Annotated in this window: 15 protein-coding genes, 1 tRNA gene and 1 other RNA gene; 6 read left to right on the top strand and 11 right to left on the bottom strand. The window is 71.9% G+C overall.

Features of this window, described 5'->3' with window-relative positions:
• Window positions 1-56: 56 nt before the first annotated feature.
• Window positions 57-821: a sulfite exporter TauE/SafE family protein gene (locus tag ACZ7LY_RS09545; protein ID WP_471623950.1), complete on the bottom strand. Its 765-nt coding sequence runs from the start codon at window positions 819-821 to the stop codon at window positions 57-59.
• Window positions 822-1,031: 210 nt separating this feature from the next.
• Between ACZ7LY_RS09545 and ACZ7LY_RS09540 the strand changes: the two genes are divergently transcribed.
• Entirely contained in the window at window positions 1,032-1,964 is a 933-nt protein-coding gene (locus ACZ7LY_RS09540; protein ID WP_471624159.1) for a LysR family transcriptional regulator, read from the top strand.
• Window positions 1,965-2,458: 494 nt separating this feature from the next.
• Window positions 2,459-2,788, top strand: coding sequence for a cupin domain-containing protein (locus tag ACZ7LY_RS09535; RefSeq protein WP_471623949.1), 330 nt, complete (start codon window positions 2,459-2,461; stop codon window positions 2,786-2,788).
• A gap of 79 nt (window positions 2,789-2,867) precedes the next feature.
• On the opposite strand, the gene ACZ7LY_RS09530 is transcribed toward ACZ7LY_RS09535, so the two are convergent.
• Entirely contained in the window at window positions 2,868-4,991 is a 2,124-nt protein-coding gene (locus tag ACZ7LY_RS09530; protein WP_471623948.1) for a TerD family protein, read from the bottom strand.
• Window positions 4,992-5,173: 182 nt separating this feature from the next.
• Here ACZ7LY_RS09530 and ACZ7LY_RS09525 point away from each other — a divergent pair, with 182 nt between their 5' ends.
• Entirely contained in the window at window positions 5,174-7,102 is a 1,929-nt protein-coding gene (locus tag ACZ7LY_RS09525; RefSeq protein ID WP_471623947.1) for a propionyl-CoA synthetase, read from the top strand.
• Here ACZ7LY_RS09525 and ACZ7LY_RS09520 read toward each other — a convergent pair.
• Window positions 7,082-7,774: a sensor domain-containing protein gene (locus tag ACZ7LY_RS09520; protein WP_471623946.1), complete on the bottom strand. Its 693-nt coding sequence runs from the start codon at window positions 7,772-7,774 to the stop codon at window positions 7,082-7,084. The genes ACZ7LY_RS09525 and ACZ7LY_RS09520 overlap by 21 nt on opposite strands.
• Before the next feature lie 622 nt (window positions 7,775-8,396).
• On the bottom strand, window positions 8,397-8,618 hold the full coding sequence (locus ACZ7LY_RS09515; RefSeq protein ID WP_471623945.1) for a hypothetical protein: 222 nt from the start codon (window positions 8,616-8,618) through the stop codon (window positions 8,397-8,399).
• Between the two features lie 222 nt (window positions 8,619-8,840).
• Here ACZ7LY_RS09515 and ACZ7LY_RS09510 point away from each other — a divergent pair, with 222 nt between their 5' ends.
• On the top strand, window positions 8,841-9,272 hold the full coding sequence (locus ACZ7LY_RS09510; RefSeq protein ID WP_471623944.1) for a hypothetical protein: 432 nt from the start codon (window positions 8,841-8,843) through the stop codon (window positions 9,270-9,272).
• Window positions 9,273-9,326: 54 nt separating this feature from the next.
• On the opposite strand, the gene ACZ7LY_RS09505 is transcribed toward ACZ7LY_RS09510, so the two are convergent.
• The 3 genes from ACZ7LY_RS09505 to ACZ7LY_RS09495 all read right to left on the bottom strand — a co-directional run bounded on the left by ACZ7LY_RS09505 (window position 9,327) and on the right by ACZ7LY_RS09495 (window position 11,026).
• A complete protein-coding gene (locus ACZ7LY_RS09505; RefSeq protein ID WP_471623943.1) occupies window positions 9,327-9,509 on the bottom strand; it encodes a hypothetical protein in 183 nt (60 codons plus the stop codon).
• A 48-nt stretch (window positions 9,510-9,557) separates the two neighbouring features.
• Window positions 9,558-10,328 carry a hypothetical protein gene (locus ACZ7LY_RS09500; RefSeq protein WP_471623942.1) on the bottom strand — a complete coding sequence of 257 codons (771 nt, stop codon included), beginning with the start codon at window positions 10,326-10,328 and terminating at the stop codon, window positions 9,558-9,560.
• A gap of 131 nt (window positions 10,329-10,459) precedes the next feature.
• Window positions 10,460-11,026, bottom strand: coding sequence for a hypothetical protein (locus ACZ7LY_RS09495; protein ID WP_471623941.1), 567 nt, complete (start codon window positions 11,024-11,026; stop codon window positions 10,460-10,462).
• Window positions 11,027-11,312: 286 nt separating this feature from the next.
• Between ACZ7LY_RS09495 and ACZ7LY_RS09490 the strand changes: the two genes are divergently transcribed.
• Window positions 11,313-11,609: a YrhB domain-containing protein gene (locus tag ACZ7LY_RS09490; RefSeq protein ID WP_471623940.1), complete on the top strand. Its 297-nt coding sequence runs from the start codon at window positions 11,313-11,315 to the stop codon at window positions 11,607-11,609.
• 595 nt (window positions 11,610-12,204) lie between these two features.
• Here ACZ7LY_RS09490 and ACZ7LY_RS09485 read toward each other — a convergent pair.
• From ACZ7LY_RS09485 to ACZ7LY_RS09470, 4 genes are all read right to left on the bottom strand, one after another.
• Window positions 12,205-12,735, bottom strand: coding sequence for a hypothetical protein (locus ACZ7LY_RS09485; RefSeq protein WP_471623939.1), 531 nt, complete (start codon window positions 12,733-12,735; stop codon window positions 12,205-12,207).
• A gap of 8 nt (window positions 12,736-12,743) precedes the next feature.
• Window positions 12,744-13,994 (bottom strand): DNA/RNA non-specific endonuclease, encoded by a 1,251-nt coding sequence (locus ACZ7LY_RS09480; RefSeq protein WP_471623938.1) that lies wholly within the window; start codon window positions 13,992-13,994, stop codon window positions 12,744-12,746.
• Window positions 13,991-14,353 carry a WXG100 family type VII secretion target gene (locus ACZ7LY_RS09475; protein ID WP_471623937.1) on the bottom strand — a complete coding sequence of 121 codons (363 nt, stop codon included), beginning with the start codon at window positions 14,351-14,353 and terminating at the stop codon, window positions 13,991-13,993. The genes ACZ7LY_RS09480 and ACZ7LY_RS09475 overlap by 4 nt, the downstream gene beginning before the upstream one ends.
• Window positions 14,354-14,570: 217 nt before the next feature.
• A tRNA-Ser gene (locus ACZ7LY_RS09470) sits at window positions 14,571-14,658 on the bottom strand.
• A gap of 72 nt (window positions 14,659-14,730) precedes the next feature.
• Here ACZ7LY_RS09470 and ffs point away from each other — a divergent pair.
• An RNA gene (gene ffs, locus ACZ7LY_RS09465) (signal recognition particle sRNA small type) lies at window positions 14,731-14,829 on the top strand.
• Window position 14,830 lies beyond the last annotated feature (1 nt).

Genomic DNA, 14,830 nt, shown 5'->3' with positions numbered 1-14,830 from the left:
GGCCGGCCGGTACGAGGCCCGGTCCGGGGGCTCCGAGTACGCGGCCCTGACGCGGTTCAGCCCCGTACGAGAAGGACCACCGACGCGGTCACACCGATCGTCACGATCACCCCGCGCAGCACCACCGGCGGCAGCCGCCGGCCCAGGCGCGCGCCGAGCAGGCCGCCTGCCGTGGAGCCCGCGGCGATCAGCGCGGCCAGCGTCCAGTCGACGTCGGCGGCGATGATGAAGACGACCGCGGCGACCGCGTTGACCAGGCAGGCCAGGACGTTCTTCGCGGCGTTCAGGCGTTGCAGGTCGTCGCGGAGCACCGCCCCGAACAGGCCCATGAGCAGGACGCCCTGCGCGGCCCCGAAGTAGCCGCCGTACACGCCCGTGCCGAGCACCCCCAGCCACATCGGCAGGCCGCCGTCGACGCGCCCCGACGCGGCGCCGGGCCGCTCCCGCACCCACCGGTTCAGGCGCGGCTGGAGCAGCACGAGCACGCACGCCGTCAGGATCAGCACCGGCACGATCGCGCGGAACGCCGAGCCGGGCAGCGTGAGCAGCAGCAGCGCCCCCGCGAGCCCGCCGAGCAGCGACGCGGCCCCGAGCCGCAGCAGGCGGGCGCGCTGGCCGCGCAGTTCCCGGCGGTAGCCGTACGCGGCGCTCAGGACGCCGGGGACGAGCCCCACGTTGTTCGACACGTTGGCGAGGACCGGCGGACAGCCGAACGCCAGCAGCGTGGGGAACGTGATCAGGGTCCCCGACCCGACCACCGCGTTCATCGCGCCCGCGGCGAGCCCCGCCGCGCCCACCGCCACCGCCTCGACGACCTGCATCCGGAGCCTCCGTGTCCGCCGGGCCCGTGAACGGGTCGGCACCCGCCCGGAGTCCGCGACCTCCGGGCGGGTTGCCGCCCTGGGCCGTCCCGAGGATGATCGTGCGCCGAGCCGTGACCCCAGTCAATCCTCGGGTTTCCTACGCCACCCCCAAGTTCTGCCTTGGGGTACGTCGGCCCCGCCCGCACCCGGAGAACCCCGCCGATGTCGATGACCCTCGACGACCTGCGCGTCTTCGCCGCCGTCTGCCGCGCGGGCAGCCTCAGCGCGGTCGCCCGCGAACTGGCCTGCACGCAGTCCGCCGTCAGCCAGCACATCAGGCGGCTGGAGAAGGACGTCGGCACGCCCCTGCTCGAACGCCACGCGCGCGGGGTCGCCCCCACGCCCGCCGGCCGCGTCCTGCACACCGCCGCCGCCGACGGCCTCGGGGCCCTGGACGAGGCCCTGCGCCGGATCGGCGAACTGGCGCGCGGCGAGGGCGGCGCCGTCCGCGTGGCCACCGGCGCCACCTCCGTACGGCACTTCATGGCGCAGGCCGTCGTCGAGTTCCGGCGCAGCCATCCGCAGGTCAGCCTGGAGTTCCAGACGGTCAGCTCCAGCCGGGGCTGCTTCGCCGCGCTGGCCGCCCGCGACATCGACCTCGCCTGGATCACCCTCGGCGCCCCCGAACGCGGCATCGAACTGCGCCCGGTCGTCGAACTGCCCTGGGTCCTCGCCGTCCGCGCCGACGACCCGCTCGCCGGCCGCGCCCGCGTCGAGCCCGCGGACCTCGCCGCCGGGGGGCTCGTCCTGCCGCCGGAACACTCCACGTCCCGGGGGCTGCTCGACGAACGGTTCGCCGAACTCGGCATCGCCCAGGACGCCGCCTGCGCCACCGGCATCGCCGACTGGGACACCGCCGTCCACCTCGCGGAACTCGGGCTCGGCCGCGCCCTCGTCCCCGACCTGCCCGGGCTGCGCGGCCCCGGCCACCCCACCCTCACCCTCGTCCCGGCCCCCTGCCTCCCCCCGCTCCAGGCAGGCTGGGCGGCCCGCCGCTGGTCCACGCTCCCCCCAGCCGCCCAAGCCTTCGCCACCACGGTCGCAACATCCTGCCCGGGCAGAAGAACCCCCGAGCCGAAGCCTCACGGGGCGGCCCTGTAAGGGGCGCGGGGAACTGCGCCCCCAGCCCCAACGCACCCGGCACTCTGGGGCGCTGCCCCAGCCCCCGCTCCTCAATCGCCGGAGGGGCTGGGAGCTGGCGCGGAGGTCAGCCCCGTAAGGGGCGCGGGGAACTGCGCGCCCAGCCACGACGAGCCCGGCACCCTGGGGCCCTGCCCCAGGCCCCGCTCCTCAATCGCCGGAGGGGCTGGGAGTTGTTGCGGAGGCCAGCCCCGAAAGGGGCGCGAGGAACTGCGCGAGAAGCCCCACCGGGGCTGCACCCGAGGCACAACCTCCACGCACCCGGCGCTGGGGTGCCGCCTTGCCCACCCGTGCCGCCCCAGGCGGCAGACTGCCCAAGGCGGGGGCAGCTCCCCCAGGGCACCGGTGCTAATCGCCCCGAAAGGAGCGCGGGGAACTGCGCGAGCACCCCCCACCGACGACACGCCACCCCAGCCGCACTCGCGCCACCCCGCCCGCCGCGCGACCCTGGCCCCATGACCACGACACACGACCTGACATCCCTCGCCGAGGACCACCTCGCCGCCGCCCGCGCCTCCGCCCACGGCCGCAGCGCCGAACTCCTCGTCCGCGAGGACCCGCTGCGCCAGAGCGTCATCGCCCTCACGGAGGGCACGGCCCTGGAGGAGCACAACGCCCCCCAGTCCGCCACGCTCCAGATCCTCACCGGCCGCGTCCGCCTCACCGCGGTCTCCGGCGACACGACCCTCACCCAGGGCGCCCTCCATCCCATCCCGCAGGAACGCCACGGCCTGCTCGCGGAGACGGACGCGGTGGTACTCCTGACAGCGGTCATGGCGGCGTGAAGGGCGCGGCGGCGTGAACGGCATGAACGACGGGACGGCCCGCCGCCCACTCCCGCTCACGCAGACACGCCGCCCCCGCTCACACAGGCACCCCGGCCCCCTCCACCCGCGCCCCATCCACCCGCGCCCGCCCACCCGCACCCGCCCGTTCAAGGGCGGAGAGCTGCGTGACGACGGTCGCGTAGAACCGCCCCACCGCGTCGTCCACGCTTCGGATGAACCCGGACTCGGCGTTGCCCCGGGCGCCGCCCATGCCCTTGAACAGGGAGAGCCGGAACCCGGTGATCACCGCCCCGTCCTTCGGCAGCAGGTCCGCCGGCTCCGGCCGCAGCCTCTCCAGCGTGCTGCGCGGCCCGCCCCCGCCCTCCACCAGCGTCTCCACATGCAGATCGGCGGGCGCCGAGGCCAGCGCCCGCAGCAGCCGCTTCGCCGAGGACAGCGGGTAGCCGCCCTCGGGCACCGCGATCTCGACGGACGTCCGCAGCTTCCCCGTACGCAGGTCCGCGGTGATCGCCACCACCCCCGGCGAGCCCTCCACCCGCAGCTCCGCCGACAGGCGCCCGTCCTCGCAGAACGAGTCGGCGAGCGCCGCCCGCCGCGCCCCCGGGTCGCTCCCGCGCCGGCTGCGCTGCACGGGCAGCGCCTTCTGGCCCAGTTCGCCGCCGAGCCGCAGGCAGACCTGGCGGATCAGCCGCTCCCAGTTCCCGACGACCTCGACGGCGCGCGGGTCGCCCTGGCACAGCGTCTCGGAGTCGATCGCGTTGCGCACGGGCACCCAGGCCGGGCCCATGTTCTGGAAGCCGTGGCAGCCGGAGTTCTCGTGCTGGAGGTAGTGCAGCAGCTCCTGGAGGACGAACGCGTGCGCCGCGTTGCCGACGCCCTCGTGCCGCAGGAGCATCTGCGCCTGGTGCGTGACCTCCGCCCACGACAGATGCCAGAGCGCCACCTTGTGCTTGCGGCGGCGGTCGATCTTCACGTCCACCAGCGGACTGCCCTCCAGGGCGACGTCGTTGGAGAGCGTGATGACCGCCTCGTAGCCGCGCCGGGCGGCGATGTCGACGTACGCCTGGACCTGCTCGGCCTTGAGCGGGTTGCCGTTGGTCTTCGTCTCCAGGAGGGCCGTCCACAGCTTGCCCGCGCGCTCGACGCGGAGCACGCCGTCCGGGCGCCGGGGCGAGTCGCCGTGCGCCAGCGTCACCTCGGTGAAGGTCTGCATCCGGCCCGCCGGCGCCCCGAACCCGGCCGTCAGCCTGCGGCCGAACTCCGGGACCTCCGTCATCACCGCGAGCAGCACGGACGTCGCCCGCTGCTCCCGCTCCCGGTCGCTGCGCACGGACGGTACGGGAAAGAGCCGGGCGGGCTGCCAGGAGTCGTTCTCCGCGAGGGACTTCTTGGGGGCCTTGGGCAGCGTGACCTTCTTCTTCGCCGTACGGGCGGGGCGCCTGCGGGCGGGCTCGGCGGCCTGCGCGGGCTGTACGGCCTGTGCGGGCTGTCCCGGCCTCGCCGGTATCGCCTCCACGGGGGCCGGCTGCGCGGGAATGCCCGCCACCGGCGGCGACGCCACGGGCCCGCGCCCGGGCACCGCCTCCACCGCCGTCACCGCCTCCACCGGCGCCAGGGAAAGGTCACCCCCGGCCTCCGCGTCCGCCTCCGCCTCCGCGCCCGTGTCGTCCACGATGTCGATGCCGAAGTCCGTGGCGAGACCGGCGAGTCCGGCCCCGTACCCCTGGCCGACGGCCCGGAACTTCCACTCCTCGCCCCGCCGGTACAGCTCGCCGAAGACGAACGCCGTCTCGACGCTCGCGTCCGCGATGGAGAACCCGAGCAGCGGCTCGCCGGACCGGTCGCACAGCGTCAGCCGCAGGTCGTCGAGGTCGCCGAAGGTGGCGCCGCCGTACTGGCTCGCCGCGACGACGACCCGCGTGACGTCGGCGGGCATCGCCGTCAGATCCAGGCTGATGCGGTCCTCGTTGCCGTCGCCCGTCGGGGACTTGCCCAGCAGATGCACGGTGCCGTCGGCGGCCGAGGGATGGTTGTAGAAGTAGAAGTCGTCGTCGCCGCGCACCTTGTCGCCCGGCCCGAGCAGCAGCACGGACACGTCCGCGTCACCGTCGCCGCTCGTACTGCTCCAGCTCAGGCTCACCGTGACCGAACCGGTGTCCTCCCCCAAGGACGCCAGGCCGACGTTGGCCCCTTTGGACATCTCGTACACATCTCCCCCTCACGTGCCGCCGACGCGCCGGAGCGCGGGCATAAGCCGCACCGTAGCGCTCCCGCGCCCCGCTTGTGGGGGTCTCGTGAAGGTCGGGGTCCTGGGCGGCGCGGGCGGTGATCGTTGGCAGGCTCGGTCCAGGGGCGGGCGGTGCCGACAGGAGAGGGCGTGTCATGCAGCCGTACGGGACGTCGTACGAGGAAGTCTTCCGCGCGAGCACCGAGGACCCGGAGGGGTTCTGGCTGGCCGCCGCCGAGGGGATCGACTGGGCCGTGCCGCCGCGCCGGGCGCTCGACTCCTCCCGCGCGCCCTTCCACCGCTGGTTCCCCGACGGCGAGTTGAACGTCTGCCACAACGCCCTCGACCGGCACATCGACGCCGGACGCGGCGGGCAGCCCGCCCTCGTCCACGAGTCGCCGGTGACCGGCACCCGCCGAAGCTGGACGTACGAGGAGCTGCGTGAGCGCGTCGCCGTGTTCGCGGGCGCCCTCGCGCGGCTCGGCGTCGGCCGGGGCGACCGGGTCGTCGTCTACATGCCGATGGTGCCGGAGGCGGTCGTGGCGATGCTGGCCTGCGCGCGGCTCGGCGCGGTGCACTCCGTGGTGTTCGGCGGGTTCGCCGCCGACGAGCTGGCGGTGCGCATCGACGACGCCCGCCCCAAGGTCGTCGTCTCCGCGTCCTGCGGCATCGAGGGCACGCGCGTGATCCCGTACAAGCCGCTCCTGGACCGGGCCGTCGCCCGCGCCGCGCACCCGCCGCAGACCTGCGTGGTGCTGCAACGCCCGCAATGCGAGGCGGAGTTGGGGGAGCGGGACCTGAGCTGGGAGCAGGCCGTCGCCGGGACGGAGCCCGCGCCCTGCGTGCCCGTCGCCGCGACCGACCCGCTGTACGTCCTCTACACCTCCGGCACCACCGGCAGGCCCAAGGGCGTCGTCCGCGACTGCGGCGGCTACGCGGTCGCCCTCGCCTGGTCGATGCGGGCGGTGTACGACGTGGGCCCCGGCGAGACCATGTTCACCGCCTCCGACGTCGGCTGGGTCGTCGGCCACTCGTACATCGTCTACGGGCCGCTGCTCGCCGGCGCGACGACCGTCCTGTACGAGGGCAAGCCCGTCGGCACCCCGGACGCGGCGGAGTTCTGGCGGGTGGCGGCCAGGCACCGGGTGAAGACGCTGTTCACGGCGCCGACCGCGCTCCGCGCGATCAAGAAGGCCGACCCGCGCGGCACGCTCGTCCCCGGCCACGACCTGAGCGCCCTGCGGTACCTGTTCCTCGCGGGCGAACGGCTCGACCCGGAGACCTACCAGTGGGCGAGCGACCTGCTGGGCGTCCCCGTCGTCGACCACTGGTGGCAGACCGAGACGGGCTGGCCCATCGTCGCCAACCCGGTCGGCATCGAACGCGCCCCCGTCAAGCCCGGCTCCCCGACCCGCCCCCTGCCCGGCTGGGACGTCCAGGTCCTCGACCCGGCCGGCAAGCCCGTACCGCCCGGCGAGGACGGCGCGATCGTGGTCCGGCTGCCGATGCCGCCCGGCGCGCTGACCACGCTGTGGGGCGACGACGAGCGGTTCGTCGCCTCGTACCTGTCCGCGTACGACGGTTACTACCTGACCGGCGACGGCGGGCACATCGACGAGGACGGCTACGTCTTCGTCATGGGCCGCACGGACGACGTCATCAACGTCGCGGGCCACCGCCTGTCCACCGGCTCCATGGAGGAGGTCATCGCCGCGCATCCGGACGTCGCCGAGTGCGCGGTCATCGGCATCGCCGACGCGCTCAAGGGCCAGGTGCCGCGAGGTTTCGCGGTGCTCAAGGCGGGCGTGGAGCGCGATCCGGCGGCCATCGAGGCGGAACTCGTCCAGCTCGTACGGGACCGGATCGGCGCCGTCGCCGCGCTCAAGGACGTGGCCGTGGTCGCGGCCCTGCCCAAGACCCGCTCCGGCAAGATCCTGCGCCGCACCATGCGGGGCATCGCCGACGGCCTCGACGAGCCGGTCCCCTCGACGGTGGACGACGCCTCGGTCATCGACGCGCTGCGACCGGTGCTGCGGCGCGGTGCGGCGGGCGCGGCCCCGGGTTCAGCGCCGGCCGAGGAGTGAGCGGACGGCGGCCCGGTCGACGGCGGTCAGCGCCCGCACCACCTGCGGGGTGACGAAGACGAACAGCAGGCCGAGCGCGGAGACGGCGGCGATCTGCGCGGGCGACTCGATGTAGTAGGCGTGGTGCACACCGGCGTCGGTCGTGAAGTCGTACACGCGGTAGCCGGGCCAGTCCAGGTAGCGGTGGAACACCCAGGAGTACGTGGGGAACAGCGCCACGACCCACCCCGTCACCCAGAACGTCAGCGACACCGAGAACGTCAGCACCCGCCACGGGAACATCACCGCGTGGAACAGCACCGCCTTCCACCCCGCCGCGTCCGCCAGCCGTCCCCGCAGCCCCGGCGCGGGCGCGTCGGGCGCCGCCACCTCCATGCCGAACGCGGTCCGCGCCCGCGCCCGCTCCAGCGCCCCGAGGCCGCGCGCGCCGCCCAGCAGAGCCGCGTACACCGGCAGTCCGAGCCAGACGACGAGCGTGCCGGCGCCGAGCACGAACAGCGTCACGGTGAACGCGAAGGACGCGACGGCGACCGGCAGCGCGGTCAGCGTGTAGCCGAGCGCGCGGTACGAGGAGGCGGCGAAGGGCCCGCGCCAGAAACCGGCGGCTTCGGTGCCTCTGGCCGGTGTTCGTGGGGCGGTGGTGAAGGACTGGGTGGCGGTCGTCGAGGTCATGCCACCAGCTTCGCCGCGCGGACGCCCCGCCGACATGGGGCGCGGAGGCGTCTTCGGGGTAGGGACAACCCCCCGCCCGCCCGGGTGCGGGCATGCGTACGGGGCCGGACCGGCGTGCGGCCCGACCCCGTGGAGCGGTGGTTCGGGGGGTGCGTGGTGGGACGGAAGTGACGTACGGGGACGGAGTGGCTCAGGCGGCGGACCGGGACGCGGGACGCCCGCGGCGCCGGCGCCCGCCCTTGGAGCCCCGCGACCCCTGGGCCTGCGAGCCCTGGCCCTGCGAGCCCTGGGAGCCCGGGGACCGGTACGGGGATTCCTGGTCCTGGAAGTCGTCCGCGAAGTCCGCGTAGCCCGCCTCGTCCAGGTCACCCGCGAAGTCCGCGTCATCCGCGTAGTCCGCGTAATCCGCGTCGGAGTCGAGGCCGGAGAAGGCCGGAGCCTGGAACGGCGTCGTCGACGGGGTCGGCGAGGGCGCCGTGGTCAGGCGGTTCTGCCCTTCCAGGGCAGCGGAGAACAGCGACGTCGAGTCGATGAGAGGGTTCTGCCTTTCGGTACAGGCCCGCCCGCGGGAGGGCCTGGCGTGCCGTACGGCGGCACAGAGGTGCTCCGCGGTGACGCGGAGCTACAGCTTGGTCATCTTGCCGTACGGGCTCAGGATCCGCATCTGCGACGAGCCGAAGTCGACCAGCGCCGCGACACCGTCCTCGACACCGACCACCCGGCCGAGCCCGTACATGTCGTGGGTGACCTGATCACCCGTGGCGAAGTGCTTCGGAGCCGGTACGACCGGCGCCTTGAAAGGGCTGGTGGGCAGATGGCGCTTCGGTGCGGAAGGCTTTGTCATGTCTCAGTATGCGCCCATGGAAGGGCGTCAGGCTGTGGCCGCGGGCACACCTTCTTCCCCTCAGACCCCCGCGCACGCCTCTGAGCAGCCATTTTCTCCCCGGCCTCGCCAGAAAACTTTGCCTGAGGAGCGCATCCGCGCCGGAGTCTGTACGGGAACGCCGCGCGGGGCAAAGATGTGCAAGGTCAGCGCTGCCTGTCCGCCCGGAAGGGACCGAGAGCCATGGACCTCGACGAGTACCGGACGTCGTTCCTCCTGCACACCCCCGCCGAGACCCCGCGCGGCTGGAACCTCGAACTGCCGGCCTTCGCCCAGGCCTTGAAGAACGGCTTCCTGGAGGCCCGCTGCGACCCCGCTTCCGACGCGCGGCGCGCGGAGTTCTACGCGGTGGCCAAGGGCGGCGAGGAGTACGACGGCGTGGTCAGCGCGGAGGGCCCGGACACCGTCCTCCTCATCGACAGCACCCCGGCCGAGGCCGCCCTGTTCATCGAATGGCTGCGCCGAGCCGTCGTACCGAGCCCCGAACTCCTGCGCATCACCCCGCAACGGGCGGCCCGCCCCGGCGCCCGCCGCGTCTGGACCCTCCCGCCCCGGGCGTCCCGCGAAACGATCCTGACCACGCTCCTCGAAGCCACCCACCGCCTCCCGGGCTGAGGCCCTGACGGGCTGAGGCCCTGACGGGCTGAGGGACCTCTCGGGCGGGGAGTCTCACGGGCTGAGGACGAGGAGCAGGAGCGTGGGCAGTGCGGTGGCGAAGGCCCCCACGCCCCAGTACGCCCGCGACGACGCCGGCCGGCCCCACCGCCGCAGCGCCACATCGACGACGCCCCATACGGCCCCGAACAGCAACAGCACGGGCACAACCCCGGGCACCCCGAGCCCCACATTCACCCCACCCACCACCCATCACTTCACCCCCACGCCCTCACCCCCACGCCCTCACCCTCCCGTCCGAGGACCGCTGTCCTCCGCGTCCTGGTCGAGCGCACGCACCAGCGCGGCGACGGCGTCGTCCCGGTACGGCGCCGAGATGTCGCCGACGCGGAAGGCCAGTTCCTGCACGGCGCCGTCCAGCCGCCGCACGGTCACCGCAAGCGACTCGTCGCTCCCCGCCCACCCCCGGAACTCGACACTCCGGTACGAGTCCGAGGCCAGCGCCGACACCAGTGCCTCGACCCCGCCCAACAGCGGCTCCCGCGCGCCCCGCACGGTGTCGCGGAACCCGAAGACGTGCTCCGTGAGCGGGTGCCGTACGAAGAACCCCGAAGCGGCCAGCCGCTCGATCAGACTCCGGGCGGCCGCGCGGGTGAGGGCACCCCGGCACCGCACGACGAACACGCCACCGCCCCCCGCCCCGCTGTCCGCCCCACTGTTCTCACCCACACACTCCCGGAAGATCGCCAGAGCCCGCTCCCGGGAGATGTCGGGACTGACGTAGCCGAGCGCGCGGATGTGCGCGGCGAACTCGGGGAGCAGCGCGACATGGTGGCGCCGTACATAGTGGGCGAGTTCGACGGGCCACACGTAGGTGCCGTCGGTGACGAGGGAACCGGCTCCGGTGATCCAGACATCACCGGCGATGACATCGCGCGCGGCGCCCATGGCCGTGAAGATCTCATGCCCCGCGTCGAGGTAGCCGAGCAGCCGCCCCTCATCCCACTCCCCGGAACTACGCGCGGCGTCCCGAAGAAGGGGCGCCCCCCGCCCCACTCCCCCCAACTCCCAATAAAACCCACCCTGCGCCACCACGCAGCCCCCTCCACGCCCCGACCGCCAGTCGCCAGCCCCAACCAGGAAACCACCCCGGTCGGCCGCCCCAGTCGAGTGCGGGCATGTCACTGTCAGTACGAGTTGCCCGTGGCCCAGGACGCGTCGGGGTGAGGCTCGCCCAGATGCTCGGCGAAGCGTTCGTTGAGGGGAGTGGGCACCCGCGCCGCGTTCTGCTCGCGGACGATCTCCTCGAACCGGGTGACGGGGGTGTCGGGCAGCCGGTTCACCGGCGCCTCGACGGCGGTGATGGCGTACACGGGAACCTCGTCGTCGGAGGGTTCGAGTCGGGCGCGGGTCACGGTGCCTTCGTCGTCGGCGAGCCAGTACGCGCTGGGCGGTGCCTCCTGCGCGGGGAAGAGGACGAGGGCGCCGGTGGCCTGGGCGAAGGCGCGGGCGAGAACGGCTTCGGAGGGCGGAGAGGCCACGAATGCCTGAACGTAGATGTCCAGGCTCACCACCACGTCCCCTTGTGTGCGGGCCACTTCGCACAGAACCGGGGCGTCCCAGTTCCGCAGGTCCGGGTCAGTGGCGTCGTCACCGACGTCCACGGACTGCTCGTCCATCCCGAGACACGTGGCGAGGACCTGCGCGACGGAGCGGTGGCTGAACGACCGGTCTGCCAGAAAGTTGTAGATCATCAGCGGGCTCCCGTTGTCGACTTCAGCACGATAGCCGGGGCAGGGAGTACAGCCTGGATGGTGACCTTTTCCTGGCCGGGCAGCTCGGGTTCATCGGCCCGGAACGTGGCGGCGGCGTCGCGCAGGGAGCGGAAGAGGACCTCGCGCTCCTCGGGGGCTCTCGGAGGCGTCGGCGTCGTCGATGATGATTCTCTCACCGCCCCATTCGGATTGTCGCCCGACTGGACTGGGCCCACTCACTGCCAGGCAAATCATGCATGTCCCATACAGGAACGGAGCTGCGTAGATGACCGACAGGAATGCGGCGGTGGACGCCGCGGCAGCACTTCTGCGGCTTGTTTATCCGGACAAGGCGGATTCTCTCGTCATGTTGCCGGAAGAGAGCGTCGACTACCCCTATGGGTGGGCGATTCGTTTCGACTTCAGTGAGCACATCCAGACGGGCGACTGGTTGCAGTCGCCGATCACCAGCGTCGTCATCGTTCCGCACGACGGCAGCAAGGCCCACTTCCCTCCCAGTGCGTTTCCGGTGGAGGACTACATGAACCGACGCGCCACGGGTAACTGGCCGCCCAAGGAGTAGTAGTTGTGACGAGTCCTGCTCAGCGAGCGGCGGCCTGGCTGAATGCCACGTACCGGGGGCTGGTCGAACTCCCGTACCCCCACCCGGTGTACGAGACCGCCACCGCCGGCTGTTCTCTTGCCGCCCCCTGCCCCAAACGGGCTTCCCGGCGACACCGATGCTCGGCGCGTCCGTCGTCGTCCCCAAGGACGGCAGCAGCCCGTTCCCCCCCGTCACCGAGCTCTCCCTGCGCGGACCGGCAACCTGATCTACGCCCGCAACAACCCGGACAGCGAGCCGCAGAGACAACGTCGAAGGGCCCCACTGCGAGCAGTGGGGCCCTTCGACGTTAGTGCCCGGTGAGGCACTGGCGGAGGATACGAGATTCGAACTCGTGAGGGGTTGCCCCCAACACGCTTTCCAAATGTTCGTCTGAGGGTACGGGGGTGTGCGAGGCCGTTCTGACCTGCGGTGCAGCTTGCGGTGCAGCTGTGGCCCGTGATCCTCGTGAACGGTGCTGTACGACGGTGAATGCAACCGGAACTGCAACCAGAAATTGGTCTGACGGAGGGCCCTGAACTGCTCTGTCTGCCCTCGACGTTCCTGCGCGGCCACGTCAGATCATCGGGTGCCGCTCGTAGGAGGGCTCCTCGTCGGGGAAGTCTTCGGGGAAGACCTCGCTGACCAAGTCGCCGCGGAGAACACGCAGAAGGTAGGACTCCACGGGGCCCTCGAACAGGTCGTACTCCCGCCCGCGGCCGATGACCGTAAGGACAGCCCACGCGCGTGGATCTGCTGCGGGGACGAGGAAGCACATGTCCGCGTTCTCGGTGCCACCCCAGCAGATCAGTTCGTCCGTCGTCAGGCCGCGCTCAGCGAGCAGGGCCTTGATGTGCGGGCGCGTCTCGGCCAGCGCGGCGCGGCCCTGCTTCGTCTTCGCCACGAGGTCGATGTTCTCGTTGTCGGCTCCTGCACGGTAGACGCGCAGGAAGTCGTCGAACTTCGCGCCGCCGAAGACGTCGAGGAAGCGCATGAAAGTGGAGGGGAACTCGACGCCGAGGTTCGCTTCGGTCCGCTCCCAGTCATTGATCACCATGCCGGCCTCGCCCGTCGAGGGGAGAGCCGCCAGGAGTTCCAGGTCAGTCACGGGGGCGCCTACTTCTTGTTGATGATGGTCTGGTCGATGTCGAGGCCCCCGCCCTTGGCGGTGACATGCACACCGGAGGGGATCAGGTCATTCGGGTTCGCATAGACCGGGCGTGCCGTGTACTGCACGGGATGGCCAGCATCCACAACGTTATAGATCCGCTCTTCGAGCTTTTCCATGACCTCGTTGTTGGCCTTCGCGTACATGATCACGATGTTCTCCGGTGCACGCCCGTCTCCGCCCAGAGATCTCGCAAGCAGATGCCCGCGGGTGTGCTCGGCCGTGTCCCCCAGCCAGCCCGGCGGCTTGATGCGCCTGCTGGCCTTCTGCCCCGTGTTGAGCATGGACGGCGTGATCGTCGTGTCGACGCCCTGCGCTCTGCCCAGCGCATCGAGGGGCTCCGCGTACGGCGGTGGCGGCCGCATCGCGCCTCCGCCGCCCTGCCCTGTGCGCATCAGAGCGCCGAGATCATCGAGGCTCGTACTTCCGCCACCCGGCAGCGCGAAGTTGGGTTCGAACCCGGGGATGCGTACGCCGCCGAGGAGCTCGCTCAGGCCGCCCGCGTCGTTGATGGCTTTGTAGGTGGCCCCTCCGCCGCCGAGCAGGCCGCCGGTGAGCGCGCCCGCCAGGCCGGCGTTCTGGACTTCGTCGAGGCTCAGTCCCTTGCTCTCGCCCGTGCCCATGGCGACGGGCTGAGTGACCGCCAGGTCGACGGTGATCGACTCGAGGCCGCCGATGGCGGCGGTGGCCAGGGTGGTGCCGGCGATGGTGGCGATCTCGGTGGAGACGGTGACGCCCAGGGTGGCCGACAGTTCGACGATGGTGGCGGTGGCGGCGGCCGCGGCGCCTTCGGAGATGCCGAGGGTGAAGACGGCGAGGGCGGTGCCGGCGACGATGGTGGCGCCGACGATCTCCAGTTCGTGTTCGAGGTGCTTGACGGCCTTGTGGACGACGTCGGCGTACTGGTCGAGGGCCTTGGCCATGTCGCGGGCGCCGTCGATCATGTCCTGGAGCCAGCCGTGGCCGTCGTAGTAGTAGCGGCGCCAGAACGGGTCGTCGAAGGCGGATATCGCTTCGCCCTTGTTGTGCTCGATGATGCCGCGCGCCGACTTGTTCGCGGCGGCGGTGACCTTCTCCAGATCGTCGGCGAAGTCCCGCCAGACCTTGGCCGCGTCGCGCAGACCGTCCTCGTCGGCGTCCGGCCACCACATGCCGGTCATGTCCTGGACGATCTTCTTGGCCTTGTCGGCTGCGCTCACTGGGCAGTCCCGTTGCCGTCGTGAGGGGCGGGATGGATCTTGCCGAACATCGACCGGACGAGCTTCTCGTTGTCGATGTGGCCGTCGGCCATGTCGGTCATGGCCGCTTCGATGCTGGCCAGGCCGAGCGCGAGGATCCCGGCGGCGGCCTCCATCTTCTTCACGTGCGGGCCGTAGTGCTCGTGGAACTTCTGGCCCTGCTCGTCGTCACCCCAGGGTGAGCCGGCCGCCGCGAGTCCGGCCCGGAGCTTGGTCAACGCCTTCGCCAGGTCGGCGCTGTGCGTATGGAAATGCGGGGCGGTCGCCTTCAGGTCGGCGATCTTGATGTCGAGTATCTTGCCGTCGCTGTTGTCGCCCATGGCGTCGTCTGCTTCCCCCTGAGTCGGCTGGCCGGCCTGAAGACGCTAGTCGCCCCGGCCGGTTTGCTGTCGTGATCCCGACAAAGAGAGATCAAAGTTCTCCTCAAGACCGGTTGAGGGGGCGCGGCGGAGGCGCGGTGGGGACGCGGCGATGGAAACGTCGAAGGGCCCCACTGCGAGCAGTGGGGCCCTTCGACGTTAGTGCCCGGTGAGGCACTGGCGGAGGATACGAGATTCGAACTCGTGAGGGGTTGCCCCCAACACGCTTTCCAAGCGTGCGCCCTAGGCCTCTAGGCGAATCCTCCGCTGGAGACATTACATGACCGGAGGGAGTGCTCGCGAACTCGTTCCCCCCGGCCCGGAGCGTGTACGCTGTGCGCAGCCCCTCACGCGGCGCTATCTGACTGAACTCCCCCAGGGCCGGAAGGCAGCAAGGGTAGGTTGGCTCTGGCGGGTGCGTGGGGGGCGCTTGCGTTC

This window comes from Streptomyces sp. NPDC107550 (genome assembly GCF_055639095.1).
The sequence above is the reverse complement of the archived record's forward strand: the minus strand, read 5'-3'. Positions and strand labels throughout refer to the sequence as shown.